A 14,456-nucleotide genomic window follows, 5' to 3' on the forward strand; every position below is an offset into this window, starting at 1 on the left:
GCTTTTTACCAAAGATATTTGAAAAAAATCAAAAAAGGAGGTAGGGTATTTTTAAAGTCGGTTGTTTTAGAAGCATAATAACAAACAATACCAAGTCATTATGAAAAAGATTTTTAATTATGCAATGTACGTTAGCCTACTAGCCATTGCATTTAGTTTTACCGCTTGTCAAGATGAGTTTGAAGAAATTAATACGGACGAAGAGCCACAGGCAATAACTGCAAGTTCTGCAACGGCAGATCTAATACAGCGTACTAGTTCAAATGATGGTTCTGGTGATAACATTGTTGATGGTACTAGCTGCTTTGAAATTAATTTTCCATATACCGTTAAGGTTAACGGTGTTGAATTGACCATTGATTCTGAAGAGGATATAGATCAGGTAGAAGAAATTTTTGATAGTATTGATGATGATGAAAATCTATTGGATATAATTTTCCCAATTACCGTTACAGCTGGTGATTTTACTGAGATTACCATTAATGGATTAGAAGATTTACGTGATTTGGCTGCAGACTGTAAAGAAGGTGGTGAAGATGATGATATAGAGTGTATAGATTTTGTGTACCCCATGACCATGTTCACATTTAATGTAAACCTAGAACAGACGAGTTCTGTTGAGGTATCTAGTGATCGTGAGTTACGCTTGTTCTTTAAAGAATTAGGCGATGATAGTTTGGTGAGTTTCGATTTTCCGGTAACACTACAACTTTATGATGAGACAACTATTGTTGTTGAAAGTAATCAAGAATTGGCTATTGCTATTGAAAACGCAAAAGACACCTGTGATGAAGATGACGATGATGATTATAATGATGATGATTTTAATGAAGATGATTTTAAGGAAGAACTTGTTGAATGTGTATGGTTCGTAACCGATATGATCAGAAATGATGTTGATCAGACGCCTCAATACGTAAATTATATATTAAACTTTAAGGAAGACGGTACCGTAGTAACCGGTTTTAGAGGAGCAACAACGGTTGAAGGTACATGGACCAGTACGGTAGGTGATGATGGTGCTAAACTTACTATTGATTTTGAATCTAGTACAGATTTTAACCTAGAGTGGACTGTCTACGATTTAGGTGATGATCAAATTAAGTTGTACAACGATGCAAGCAACAGAATCATAATGAAACAATTCTGTGAAGAAGACTTGCAAGAATTGACTCTTGAAAATCTAAGAGAGACTTTAAATGACTGTTCTTGGGTTATAAAAAGGTTGAAGGATAACGGTGATCATATCAATAGATTGTTAGGTGGTGAGTTTGAGTTTCAAGCAGAGGGTGTAATTACACTTACAAACCAAACCACTGTAACCCAAGGTACTTGGGAAATAACAACAAATGCAGAAGGTCGTTTTGTAGTAGCCATTTCTATGGGTGATGAAGGTGCCGTGAGTTTTGAGTGGTTGTTGACAGATTTAAAAGATCGTATTATCAAATTCAACGTTGAAGAAACTTTTTATGAATTGGTAATTGTCAAAAAATGTATTGATGATGAAGATGAGGAAGATATCACCTTCATTAAGAACATATTTGATAATACTGCTTGGGATGTAGCTTACTTCGCAGAAAATAATGATGAGTCTACAGTACTTTATGCAGATGTAAAGTTATACATGGAAAATGATGGAACCTTAGAAGTAAGAAACGTAAACGGAGATGTGTTCAGTACCGGAAATTGGTTCGTGTACAGAAACACCTTTACCGGTAACTTAGAAATGCTTGTTTCCTTTGAAACGGGTAGTAATTACCTGCCGTTGGCCAATGATTATCAGATTCTAGAGATAGATGAAATGAGAATAGAGCTGAAACATGAGAATGAAACAGGTTTATATGATCATTTGGTCTTAGAAAGATCGTAAGAATAGAGCATCCAGAAATATACCGTCAACAGTAAAGAGTTGGGCCTCGTTGGCGGTATTGATGGAAGTTTTATAACAGGAATTTATGAAAATGTAATTCCTTTTTTGCCCCACAACTAAGTTAAGAGCATCCATTTTAGTATGGGTGCTCTTTTGTTTTGTATATTTTGTGGCACTTGCTACGGAATTAGCATTGATATTATTAAATTTGTAGCCCCTTAAAAAAGAAAAGAATGTTCGATAATTTAAGCGATAAGCTAGATAAGGCTTTACATGTACTAAAAGGTCATGGTCAAATTACAGAAATTAATGTTGCGGAGACTACTAAAGAAGTACGCCGTGCCTTATTGGATGCCGATGTTAACTTTAAAATTGCCAAGGAATTTACCAATAGGGTAAAAGAGAAGGCATTGGGGCAAAACGTATTAACGACCTTACAACCAGGTCAGTTAATGGTGAAAATTGTAAAAGATGAACTTACCCAGTTAATGGGAGGTGAATCGGAGGGTATTAATCTATCTGGTAATCCCTCGGTAATATTAATGTCGGGTTTACAGGGTTCTGGTAAAACTACCTTTTCTGGTAAACTTGCCAATTTCTTAAAAACAAAGAAATCTAAAAAGCCGTTATTGGTTGCTTGTGATGTATACCGTCCGGCGGCAATTGATCAGTTGCACGTTGTTGGTGATCAGATAGGGGTTCCTGTTTATTCAGATAGAGATAATACTGATCCCGTAGCTATTGCAAAAGCTGGTATTGCCAAGGCTAAAGCAGACGGAAACAATGTTGTAATTATAGATACCGCAGGTCGTTTAGCGGTAGATGATAAGATGATGGCAGAGATATCTGAAATTCACAAGGCCATTGAACCTCAAGAGACTTTGTTCGTTGTAGATTCTATGACGGGTCAAGATGCTGTTAATACGGCAAAAGCCTTCAACGATATCTTAAATTTTGACGGTGTTATCTTAACGAAATTGGATGGTGATACCCGTGGTGGTGCAGCTATTTCTATTAAATCTGTGGTAGATAAGCCAATTAAGTTTATTGGTACAGGTGAGAAGATGGAAGCTATAGATGTTTTTCATCCATCACGTATGGCAGACCGTATTTTGGGTATGGGTGATGTTATTTCACTTGTGGAAAGAGCCCAAGAGCAGTTTGATGAAGAAGAGGCTAGAAAGATCCAGAAGAAAATTGCCAAGAATAAATTCGGATTCGATGATTTCCTGAGCCAAATTCAGCAAATCAAGAAAATGGGTAATATGAAAGACCTTATGGGGATGATTCCTGGTGCAGGAAAAGCCTTAAAAGGTTTGGATATTGATGATGACGCCTTTAAACATATTGAAGCGATCATTTATTCAATGACCCCAGATGAGCGTTCAACACCATCTAAATTAAATGCCAGTAGAAAAAAACGTATTGCAAAAGGTTCTGGTAGAGAAGTTCAAGAAATCAATCAGTTGTTGAAGCAGTTTGATCAAATGAGCAAGATGATGAAAATGATGCAAGGCGGTGGCGGTAAGAAGATGATGCAGATGATGGGTGCCATGAAAGGAATGAAATAATAAGCGAACAACACAACTTAAAAAGAGACGGATATGGAATTATTGGATGGTAAAAAAGTATCCAATCAAATAAAGGAAGAAATCAAGGCAGAGGTCGCCAAGATGAAAGAACGTGGTGAAAAGGTGCCACATTTAGCTGCAATAATTGTTGGTAGTGACGGCGCTAGTTTAACCTACGTAGGTAGTAAAGTGCGTTCTTGCGAGCGTATTGGGTTTGAATCTACGTTGATTCAGATGCCAAGTACCACTTCTGAGCAAGAATTATTGAACAAGATCAAAGAATTGAATGTTGAAGATGATATTGATGGTTTTATTGTTCAATTACCCTTACCTGAGCAGATAGATACCCAAAAGGTAATTATGGCCGTAGATCCAGATAAGGATGTAGACGGATTCCACCCTACCAATTTTGGTAAAATGGCTTTGGATATGAGTACGTTCATACCTGCTACTCCGTTCGGTATTCTTGAATTATTGGAACGCTACAAAGTAGATACAAAAGGTAAACATACCGTAGTTATTGGCCGTAGTCATATTGTAGGTAGACCAATGAGTATTTTAATGGGTAGAAAAGGTTGGCCTGGTAACTCTACCGTAACCCTTACCCATAGTCATACAAAAAACATTACACAGATCATTTCTCAAGCAGATATTGTTATTTCTGCATTGGGAGTTCCGAATTTCTTAAAAGCGGAAATGGTAAAAGACGATGCCGTTGTAATTGATGTGGGTATTACTAGAGTTCCAGATGAAACAAAAGAAAAAGGATACTACATTACCGGTGATGTTGATTTTGAAAATGTCAGTAAAAAAGCATCATACATTACTCCGGTACCTGGTGGAGTTGGTCCTATGACCATTGCAATGCTATTGAAAAATACATTGTTGGCTCGTGAGAGACATAGAAGTAGAAACTAGTATTTATAAAATTGATTAAAAGCCTTGCAATAGTATTGTGAGGCTTTTTTTATGCCGGTAATTTCTTGATAGTTACTCCGGTTTCGGTAGTGTCGTTTGGCACTAAGATGTCTATGTCATTACTGTCATCATAATCACAGCTTGCTAGTACGGTAATAGAAATTACTGTCAACAGGGCGTAAAATAGTTTTTTCATAGCATTAGATTTAGGTTGAATGAAAAAGGGCGTGTATTTAAAACGTTGAAATTTTAGTCTTGGTATTTGATGTGATTAGAGAATGCTGTACCTTTTGTGAAACATTTGTCCTTATGAGAAAAATTCTATTCGTTCTAGTGGTCGTTGGTTTTATTATGGGTTGTGAAGAACCTAAGTTGGAGCATAAAACATCCATCAAAGTAAGTTATTCCGTTGAGGTGGATTCCTTGGCAAAAGATGGGCGTTTGCTACTTATGCTATCTTCAGATGATAGTAACGAGCCAAGGTTTCAAATTAATGACGGACTCAATACGCAACTTATCTTTGGTATGAACGTGGAGAATTGGGCAAAAGATTCTGTTGTCACTTTCAATGAATCTGTATTTGGTTATCCGTATGAAAGTTTAAAAGAAGTGCCGCCAGGGGAATATAATGTGCAAGCGCTTTTACATGTGTATGAAACTTTTAATCTCTCAACCGGACATACAGTCAAATTGCCCATGGATAATGGAGAAGGACAACAATGGAATAAATCACCAGGTAATTTATATAGTAAACCATTTAAAATTAGGGTGGCCAGTAACGGATTTGAAAATGTATCGGTCAATTTAGATCAAGTGATTGCGCCAATTGAAGAGCCAAAAGATACCGAGTGGATAAAACATATTAAGGTGAAATCAGAAAAGTTATCCGATTTCTGGGGAAGAGATATATATTTAGGAGCACATGTGTTATTGCCAAAAGGGTTTGAAGAACATCCGGAAGCTAAATATCCTTTAATGATTTTTCACGGTCATTTTCCTTCTGATTTTGGCGGATTCAGAACTACACCTCCAGATCCTAACTTAAAACCAGAATATTCCGAACGCTTTAGTTTAGAAGGCTATAATATTATTCAACAACAAGAAGCCTACGATTTTTATAAACGATGGAACGAACCAGATTTTCCAAGATTTATTGTAATTCAAATTCAACATCCTACGCCATATTACGATGATTCTTATGCGGTGAATTCTGCAAGTCAAGGTCCCTATGGTGATGCTATAACTTATGAACTGATTCCTGAAATCGAAAAGCAGTTTAGGGGAATGGGAGAAGGTTGGTCTCGTTTTCTATATGGTGGTTCAACCGGTGGTTGGGAAGCCTTAGCGGTTCAGGTAAAATACCCAGATGAATATAATGGTTGCTTTGCGGCATGCCCAGATCCCATAGATTTTAGGGCATATACCTTAACCAATATTTATGAGGATGAAAACGCATACTTTTACCCAAGTGCCCATAAAAAATTAGAAGTACCGTCGCATAGAGATTACTTAGGTCAAATACAATCTACCTTACGGCAGGGCAATCATTTGGAGTTGGTTTTGGGAGATAAATCTAGATCGGGCCAACAATGGGATATTTGGGAAGCTACGTATTCACCACAAGGTGAGGATGGATACCCAGAAAGAATATGGGATAAAATGACCGGAGACATCGACCATGATGTTGCGGCATACTGGAAAGAGAACTATGATTTGCGGCATATTCTGGAGCGCGATTGGGATAAACTGGGGGAGAACTTAAAGGGTAAAATTCATATTTACTGCGGAGATATGGATAATTATTATCTGAATAACGCAGTATACCTCATGGAAGATTTCTTGGAAAGTACCACGGATCCATATTATGAAGGTGAAGTAAAATATGGTGACAGAGATGAACATTGCTGGAACGGCGATCCAGATCAACCAAACGCTATTACTCGCTTAAGATATAATACGATGTATGTACCAAAGATTATGGAACGTATAGAAAAAAGTGCACCTAATGGGGCTGATTTAACGAGTTGGAGGTATAAGTAGGAGTAGTGGTTTTAAAAAATATCAATGTCACTTCGAGTGAATTTTGAGGCATAAAAAATTAGTATCGAGAAGCATCTTAGGATGCAATGATGCTTGTTGATTTTTAAAATATGTATAATAATTATAGTATAAAGATTTAATGAAATACAGAAGATTTGGTCGTACAGATTGGCAAGTAAGTGAAGTAGGATACGGAATGTGGGGAATGGCAGGTTGGACAGCCAGTGACGATGCACAGTCAGCAAAATCCTTGGACTTGGCCGTTGAAAACGGAGTTAATTTCTTTGATACCGCTTGGGGATATGGAGAAGGTCATAGTGAGGAGTTACTTGGAGAGTTGGTAAAAAGACATCCTTCTAAAAAGTTGTATACGGCAAGTAAAATTCCACCAAAAAACTTCCAATGGCCAGCAAAACCTGAATATGCTTTTGAGGATTCTTATCCTACAGAACATATTATGGAATACACCCATAAGACTTTAAAGAATTTAAGGCTGGAGCAAATAAACCTTATGCAATTTCATACTTGGGATGATGTTTGGAGTGAACGAGAAGAATGGGAACGTGCTATCGAAGATTTGAAAACTTCGGGTAAGATAGCAGCAATGGGCATTAGTATGAACCGTTGGGAACCTGAAAATGGTATAAAAGCTCTAAAAACAGGATTGCTAGATGCTGTACAAGTCATTTACAACATATTCGATCAAGCACCAATAGATAACTTGTTTCCGCTCTGTAAAGAGCTAGATATTGCAACCATTGCACGTGTACCTTTCGATGAAGGAACATTGACCGGAAACATCACCAAAGAAACCACATTCCCTGAAGGTGACTGGCGAGGTACCTATTTCGTTCCTGAGAATTTAATTTCTTCGGTAGAACATGCCGATGCTTTAAGACCGCTAGTGCCTGAAGGTATGACCATGGCAGAGATGGCACTTCGTTTTATACTAATGAACGATAATGTGGGTACTACCATACCGGGTATGCGTAAGCAACGTAATGTATTAGCGAATACTGCAACAAGTGACGGTAACGGTTTGCCTGCAGAACTATATGAAGAATTAAAAAAGCATCGTTGGGATAGGGAACCTACTTCTTGGTCTCAGTAGTATTTAAAAAGGTTTGAACTAAAAAATCGTAATGTTGTTTTTTAGTTTGAAAATCAAGGCTAATAACCGAAAAAACGAAAAGGTATAATTTAATACCTTTGCAAACAATATGAAATACCCACTAGAAAACTTAACGGACACTGAATTTGAAAAACTAGTTGCATTAATTTGTAGCGAGATTTTAGGAACAGGAACTGTGGTTTTTACTGATGGGAAAGATGGAGGAAGGGATGCTAAATTTTATGGAAGAGCAAATAATTTTCCAAGCAAATCAGAACCTTGGAATGGTAAAATTGTAATTCAAGCAAAACATACGGATAAAGTTAATGCAAGTTGCTCGGAAAGCCCTTTTCAAACAATTTTAAAAAAGAGTGTTTTACCAGCAATAAAGAAACTAAAAACTGATAAAAAGATTGAGTTCTACTTACTATTTACAAATAGAAAGCTTTCCGGTATTCAAGATGCAAAAATCGAAGATATTTTTGATGAAAAAACTGAAATTGTAAATAGATTAATTGGATTAGAAACTATTGAACTTTGGTTAGAGCAATATCCAAGTATTGTAAAAACTTTAAATCTTAATAAACTTTTACTTCCTCTAAGTTTTAACGAAAATGATTTAAAAGAAATAATAAATTCCTTTAGTAAAGTAGATAAGAAAAAAGGTGATTTACCTAAAATACCCAAAAGGGATATTGAAAAGAAAAATAAGCTAAATAATTTAAGTAAGGATTATTTTAATAATGTAATTACAAGAAACCTTTTATATTTAGAACAAATCAGAGAATTTTTAACAAATCCAATTAATGCTGAGTATTTAGGAAAGTATGAAAATACGATTGATGATATTAATGAAGAAATTGTAGTTCATAGAGAGGAATTTGACAAGTTTGATTTAATCTTTAGTTATTTATACAAGTTTATTGTTGAAAATAATTCTGAATTAAATTCTAATAGAAGTTTAGTTCGCCTATTCTTGCATTATATGTATTATAACTGTGACATTGGAATTAATGAATAAGTTATGCTAACACCAACAAAACATACGAACATTAAATATTCTGTAATTTATATTGCAGGCAAAGTTTTGGGCTTTCTAAAAAAGGAAACCTTAATAAAATATGAAGATTTAAAAGAAATGTTAGTAAGTGAAATTGGAGTAAATGCAAAAAACAATATCGATTATTCTTTAACCTTTTTGTTTTCTATTGGCAAAATAGAATACATAAAAAACATTGACGCGATTACGTTAATCAACGACAATAATGAAGATTAGTAAAATATATTCTAATAAAAATTTTAAGAATATTGAATTTAGTGAAAAATTCAATGCTGTTGTTGCGTTCATTGAAAGTGATAAGAAAGATGATACACATAATTTAGGTAAAACTTCGTTAATTAGAGTTATTGATTTTTTACTCTTATCAAGTTATAATAAGAATACAGATAAACTATTAGGTAACAATCTTTTTATAGGTCAAGATTTTTACGGAGAATTAAAACTAAATAGCGGTAAATATTTAGTCATTAAACGCTCTATAAATACTGCTACTAAAATATCTTTTAAACTAAATAACTCAAAATTAGATAGTTTTAAATTTGATATTGATTGGGATGAAGAATTAACATTAAAGAAAGCAAAAGCAAAATTAAATCAATACTTAGATTTCAATGTATTACCAAATTGGGATTATAGAAAATCAATAACCTATTTTTTAAGAAGTCAACAAGACTATTTAGATGTTTTTAAATTGAATAAATTTAAGGGTAAACACAAAGATTGGAAACCTTTTGTTTTTGATTTGCTTGGATTTAATGGAACACTAATTTTAGAGAAATTAGAGATTGAAGAAGAAATAGATGATTTAAAGAAAAAAATTCAAACTTTAAGATTAGAAGCTCAAATAGATACGTCGGAAAAAGACAGATTAGAAGGGCTTTTAGAAATAAAAAAAATTGAACTTTTGGAGAATAAAAACCAAATAGACAAATTCAATTTTTTTAAAGAAGATATTCATACAAACAAACAACTTGTTGAAGAAATAGATTTAAAACTTCAAGCATTCAATACTGATAGGTATAGAATTTCATATGAAATTAATAAAATAGAATCTTCACTATCTGAAATAAATGATGATATTGACAAAAAGGAGATTAATAGTCTTTTTGAAGAAGTGAATTTGTATTATCCTGAGCAATTAAAAAAGGAATATGAGGATTTAATTAATTTTCAAAAATCATTAACTACAGAACGCAAAGAATATCTTACTGAAACTTTGAGTTTGTTAAAACTTGATTATACCAAATTAAACGAAGACATTAAAGAGCTTGAATCTCAAAAAAGCGATTTATTGTCTTTATTAACAGAAAAAGATAGTTATTTTAAATTTAAAGAATACCAGAAAAAAACAATTGGTATTGAAGTTGAAATAGAGCGCATTAAAGACAAATTAAAAGCAATAGACAGCACTTTAATTTTAGAAAACAATATTAAAGACAAGCGAGAAATAATAAATGATAAAATTGCGGAATTAAAGAAATCTTTAACTGCAAGAAAACACTCTAACATTAATAAAATTTTTAACTCAATAATAAAAGAAATTTTAGATACAAATGCTCTAATTTCATTGAAGTTAAATAAGCAAGGGAATGTTGAGTTTAATGCTGATTACCAAAACAAAACAGATTTATTAAAAACTTCTGAATCACAAGGAACAACGTATAAAAAATTACTTTGCGTTGCATTTGACTTGTCTTTATTAATTAATTATTCTGATAAATCATTCTACAAATTCGTATATCACGATGGAGTTTTAGAAGGCTTAGACGATAGAATTAAAATTAGATACATTAATTTAATAAAAGATTTCTGTGAGGAATATAACTTACAATATATAGTAACTTTAATTGATTCTGACTTACCGAAAGATAAGCTAGATTTGATTGAAGAAACAGATATTTGTTTAAGATTGAACGATAAAGAGAACTCTGGAAAGTTATTTTTAAATAGTTTTTAAAAAAAACAAGATGCTATTTAATCTCTGAAGATAATATCATAGCGATTAACTTAAATTCTTTCCTTTATTAGAGTCTTAATTTAAATGATTTAGCTTAAACATATTAAAATTTACTAATATGTTTTTTTTGAACTTGTAAATTACTTCGCAAATAACTGCCCCATATCTTTAAAAGCTTTAAACTCTAAAGCATTGCCCGCTGGGTCATAAAAAAACATGGTAGCTTGCTCACCTACTTTACCTGCAAAACGCACATAAGGCTCAATGACAAATTTCACGCCTTTGGATTTTAATTCTTCTGAAAAACTTTGAAAGGTATCCCAAGGTAAAACTACCCCATAATGCGGTACGGGTACATCATGACCATCAACGGGGTTGTGGTGTACGCTTTCAGTTTCTGATTTAGGCTTGTAGTGTATCACCAATTGATGCCCGAATAAATTAAAATCTACCCAGTGGTCGCTACTGCGACCTTCTTCGCAATTCAAAATTTCTCTATAAAATGTTCTGCATTCCGCTAAGTTGTGTACAGGAATGGCAATGTGAAAAGGTGTAACGTTTTGCATGTTCAATTGTTTCTTAATGCTGAAATTAACTCTTTTTTGCTCATTTTCGAACGTCCTTCTATGCCAATTTTCTTCGCTTGCTCGTAAAGCTCATCTTTTGTTCTGTCTTCATAAGTGGAAGCTTTACCACCTTTCTTGCCTGCATTGTCGGTATTCGCAATTCGTGCGGCCTTTTCTTTACTGTAGCCCTTGTCTACCAATGCTTCGTATTGCTCTTCGTTTTTTATTTGGGGTATATCATTTGATTTTGCCATTTTTTATTTTAAAAATAAAAAATTAATAGCCTGGCAATGTGCTGTATACCTTTAGATATTACTCCGCTAAAAAAGAAATGATCTTGTTGTTGACCTCATCCTGGTGCATAGAGTGTCCAAATCCTTCAGTGCTAACGAGCTCACTTCCTTTCCAATGTTTATGTACATCTACAGAAGCGTGGTACGGAGCGATTTTATCAAACTTGTCATGAAAAAGCAATCCTTTTTTGTTGTTATGCTCAACGAACTTGGCACTTGAAAATTCTTCTGTTGTAAAGTTGAATTTTTCTTGAATAAACTGGTTAAGTGCAGAAATCACTTTGTTGTTTAAACCTAGTAAACTTTTGTAATGAGCCATTATCTCATGAAACTCAGATGGCGAACCTATAGTTACCATTTTTTCTAAGATATTATTGGGGTTTTTGTATTCATTGTACAAAATGGTCATACCTCCCATAGAATGGCCAATAGCTATCGTTGGTTTGTATTTTAATAGCATGGCTTGTACTTGTTTTGCATATAATGGTGCATGTAATATTTTACCCGTAGAATAGCCATGGGCAGGAGCATCAAAAGCAATAATATTGTAATCTTCTTTTTGTAATTTTTCAATGAGTTTATGCCACCTCCAAGTATTGCTTTCCCAACCATGTACCAACAAAACGGTCTCTTTAGCACCTACCCAATTATATACTTGTATTTTATGCTCACCTACGGTAACGACTTCTAGCTTGGCAGTATCCAAATATTCTTTTTGATTGGGTAAAATCCTGCCTTTACGTACGGTGGCAAATACGATAAAAGCCTTGTAGGCTGCTTTTTTCGAAGAAAACCAAACAAGTATATTAAAATATAGACCGTATAATTTTGGTATAAGTTTTTGAAGAAATGCGGGCACGTAATAGTATTTAGAAATTAATAAGTAATTGGGGGGTGGTAATTATAACCTCAACTGGGGTACTATTAATCCCAGCCGATCATCATATATTTTACTTTGGCATTATCAGGTATTTGAACCTCTTCTATATTATTGTTTGCATTGTATCTAAGACTTTCAGGTAGCTCTTTTTTGTCTATGGTAAAATAGAGGTCACTGTCTTTTAACAATACAACCACATTGTTAAGCGAGGTTATAATCTTTTTTATGGCGTAGTTCTCCCGTATTTCTTTAAATGTGCTCAGTTTAGAGATTCCCTTGTCCGTTACAAATCTATCATCATTAATAAGTACATTCTGTATGGTGGCAATGCTATCGTTGTTTGGTGTAAGGGTCAATAGTAAAGCACCTCCTTTCTCGTAAATTTTGATTTTGCTGGCACCATTGCCAAAGTTCAGTTTTACGGTATCTTGTACAACGGAGTCTTTTTCAAATATCAGTTCTATATCTCTGGCAAGGCTCTCTTTTGATAGTTTGCCAACCTGATCGCCAGATATTTGAAAATCATTGCTCTGCTCATCGGTACAACTTATCAATAGACCACAGCAAATCATTAAAATAAGGGTATATCTTAATTTCATAATTTATCTCATCACTTTTTTTAATACTCCCAATACACCTCTTATAAAAGTAGCGCTTGTTAAAACCTTAATAACAGGGTTCTGTCTTGTGCTGGCCCTTCTGGTGGTTTTGCGCGCAGCTGGTTTGTTCTTTTCTTTTTCCGCCAATTTTTCGGCAGTTTCTATTTTTTTGTTCAGTATTTCATAGGCACTTTCCCTGTCTATTACTTCACCATATTTCTTCACTAAAGATGATCTATCAACAACTTCATCCAATTCATTTTTAGTCAATACATCCATACGGCTCATTGGTGCGCGTAATAACGTTGCCGCTAGTGGTGTGGGTCTTCCTTTTTCATCTAGGGCAGATATCAATGCCTCGCCTATACCCAAAGAGGTAAGTACTTCTTTGGTATCGTAATAATCAGATTCAGGATAGTTCTCTGCCGTCAATTTAATGGCTTTTCTGTCCCTTGCCGTAAATGCTCTTAAGGCATGTTGTACTTTTAGACCTAATTGCGACAGTACATCGTTTGGTACATCTGTTGGGTTTTGGGTTACAAAATACAACCCGATTCCTTTTGAACGAATCAGTTTAACAATACTTTCTATTTGATCTAACAAGGCTTTTGAAGCTTCCTTGAAAATTAGGTGGGCTTCATCTATAAATAGTATTAATTCTGGTTTATCGCTATCACCTTGCTCAGGGAAGGTATCATATATTTCGGCTAACAAGCTCAACATAAAAGTTGAAAATAACTTAGGTCTGTCTTGAATATCGGTTAATCGTAAGATATTGATATACCCTTTTCCTTCTTCGTTTATGCGGGTGAGGTCATTGACATCAAAAGACTTTTCACCAAAAAACATTTCTGCACCTTGCTGTTCTAATTCAATAATTTTTCTAAGAATGGCACCTGTAGAACTTGTTGAAATTCTACCATATTCTTTAGTGAACTCAGCTTTGCCTGCTCCCGTAGCATATTGTAATACTTTTTTAAAATCCTTTAAATCTAAAAGAGGCATTTTTTGGTCGTCGCAATATTTGAATACGACCGACACTATACCTGATTGTGTTTCTGATAGGTCAAGAATTCTTGATAATAATACAGGACCAAATTCAGAAACCGTAGCTCTTAACTTAACACCGTCTTGTTCAGATAGTGAAAGTATTTCTACCGGAAAGCTACTGGCCTCAAAAGGGAAGCCGATTTTTTCATGGCGCTCGTCTATTTTTGCATGCCCGGGACTAGGTTGTGCCAATCCGCTCAAATCACCTTTTAAATCCATCAACATTACTGGTATGCCCTTGTCAGATAAATTTTCTGCCAATACCTGCAATGTCTTTGTTTTACCCGTACCAGTAGCACCTGCAATAAGCCCGTGCCTGTTCAATGTTTTCAAAGGTATTTTTACGAAGGCATTTTTTACGGCTTCACCATGTAACATGGCCGCACCCATATTTATATAATCACCCTTGGTAGCATATCCTTTTTCTATATGTTCAAAAAACTCTTCGGTACCGGCCATTTTCTATATTTTCGATAAAAATAGGGCATTTTTCACCAAACCAAAAAACTACATCACCCTTAAATATCACTACTTTTTAACA

General features: G+C 34.5%; 14 protein-coding genes. 8 read left to right on the top strand and 6 right to left on the bottom strand.

All coding sequences use genetic code 11. The features are described from left to right. Positions 1 to 100: 100 nt before the first annotated feature. The 3 genes from EXIGUO8A_RS10835 (at position 101) to EXIGUO8A_RS10845 (ending at position 4,359) form a co-directional block, all read left to right on the top strand. A complete protein-coding gene (locus tag EXIGUO8A_RS10835) occupies positions 101 to 1,870 on the top strand; it encodes a hypothetical protein (protein WP_236564470.1) in 1,770 nt (589 codons plus the stop codon). 233 nt (positions 1,871 to 2,103) lie between these two features. After that, a complete protein-coding gene (ffh, locus tag EXIGUO8A_RS10840; RefSeq protein WP_159303127.1) occupies positions 2,104 to 3,441 on the top strand; it encodes a signal recognition particle protein in 1,338 nt (445 codons plus the stop codon). 33 nt (positions 3,442 to 3,474) lie between these two features. Continuing rightward, positions 3,475 to 4,359: a bifunctional 5,10-methylenetetrahydrofolate dehydrogenase/5,10-methenyltetrahydrofolate cyclohydrolase gene (locus EXIGUO8A_RS10845; protein ID WP_159303128.1), complete on the top strand. Its 885-nt coding sequence runs from the start codon at positions 3,475 to 3,477 to the stop codon at positions 4,357 to 4,359. A 49-nt stretch (positions 4,360 to 4,408) separates the two neighbouring features. Here the strand turns inward: EXIGUO8A_RS10845 and EXIGUO8A_RS10850 are convergent, their stop codons facing one another. Then, positions 4,409 to 4,555: a hypothetical protein gene (locus tag EXIGUO8A_RS10850; protein WP_159303129.1), complete on the bottom strand. Its 147-nt coding sequence runs from the start codon at positions 4,553 to 4,555 to the stop codon at positions 4,409 to 4,411. Positions 4,556 to 4,668: 113 nt separating this feature from the next. On the opposite strand from EXIGUO8A_RS10850, the gene EXIGUO8A_RS10855 reads away from it, so the two are divergent. From EXIGUO8A_RS10855 to EXIGUO8A_RS10875, 5 genes are all read left to right on the top strand, one after another. Continuing rightward, complete coding sequence (locus EXIGUO8A_RS10855) at positions 4,669 to 6,399, top strand: alpha/beta hydrolase-fold protein (protein WP_159303130.1); 1,731 nt, start codon at positions 4,669 to 4,671, stop codon at positions 6,397 to 6,399. Positions 6,400 to 6,538: 139 nt separating this feature from the next. Continuing rightward, the gene (locus tag EXIGUO8A_RS10860; RefSeq protein ID WP_159303131.1) at positions 6,539 to 7,510 is read left to right on the top strand and encodes an aldo/keto reductase; all 972 of its coding nucleotides are present in this window, start codon (positions 6,539 to 6,541) and stop codon (positions 7,508 to 7,510) included. 109 nt (positions 7,511 to 7,619) lie between these two features. Further along, the gene (locus tag EXIGUO8A_RS10865) at positions 7,620 to 8,531 is read left to right on the top strand and encodes an ABC-three component system protein (RefSeq protein ID WP_159303132.1); all 912 of its coding nucleotides are present in this window, start codon (positions 7,620 to 7,622) and stop codon (positions 8,529 to 8,531) included. 3 nt (positions 8,532 to 8,534) lie between these two features. Then, a complete protein-coding gene (locus tag EXIGUO8A_RS10870) occupies positions 8,535 to 8,786 on the top strand; it encodes an ABC-three component system middle component 8 (protein WP_159303133.1) in 252 nt (83 codons plus the stop codon). After that, positions 8,776 to 10,527 (top strand): DUF2326 domain-containing protein, encoded by a 1,752-nt coding sequence (locus EXIGUO8A_RS10875; RefSeq protein WP_159303134.1) that lies wholly within the window; start codon positions 8,776 to 8,778, stop codon positions 10,525 to 10,527. Before EXIGUO8A_RS10870 ends, EXIGUO8A_RS10875 begins: the two co-directional genes overlap by 11 nt. 140 nt (positions 10,528 to 10,667) lie before the next feature. Here the strand turns inward: EXIGUO8A_RS10875 and EXIGUO8A_RS10880 are convergent, their stop codons facing one another. The 5 genes from EXIGUO8A_RS10880 to EXIGUO8A_RS10900 all read right to left on the bottom strand — a co-directional run bounded on the left by EXIGUO8A_RS10880 (position 10,668) and on the right by EXIGUO8A_RS10900 (position 14,374). Further along, a complete protein-coding gene (locus tag EXIGUO8A_RS10880; RefSeq protein WP_159303135.1) occupies positions 10,668 to 11,093 on the bottom strand; it encodes a VOC family protein in 426 nt (141 codons plus the stop codon). 2 nt (positions 11,094 to 11,095) lie between these two features. After that, positions 11,096 to 11,347, bottom strand: coding sequence for a DUF7218 family protein (locus tag EXIGUO8A_RS10885; protein ID WP_116770461.1), 252 nt, complete (start codon positions 11,345 to 11,347; stop codon positions 11,096 to 11,098). Between the two features lie 58 nt (positions 11,348 to 11,405). Continuing rightward, positions 11,406 to 12,245, bottom strand: coding sequence for an alpha/beta fold hydrolase (locus EXIGUO8A_RS10890; protein ID WP_159303136.1), 840 nt, complete (start codon positions 12,243 to 12,245; stop codon positions 11,406 to 11,408). 65 nt (positions 12,246 to 12,310) lie between these two features. Beyond that, positions 12,311 to 12,865: a hypothetical protein gene (locus tag EXIGUO8A_RS10895; RefSeq protein ID WP_159303137.1), complete on the bottom strand. Its 555-nt coding sequence runs from the start codon at positions 12,863 to 12,865 to the stop codon at positions 12,311 to 12,313. A gap of 3 nt (positions 12,866 to 12,868) precedes the next feature. Further along, positions 12,869 to 14,374, bottom strand: coding sequence for a helicase HerA-like domain-containing protein (locus EXIGUO8A_RS10900; RefSeq protein WP_159303138.1), 1,506 nt, complete (start codon positions 14,372 to 14,374; stop codon positions 12,869 to 12,871). Positions 14,375 to 14,456 lie beyond the last annotated feature (82 nt).

The sequence above is a fragment of the Maribacter litoralis genome (assembly GCF_902506355.1).
GTDB lineage: Bacteria > Bacteroidota > Bacteroidia > Flavobacteriales > Flavobacteriaceae > Maribacter > Maribacter litoralis.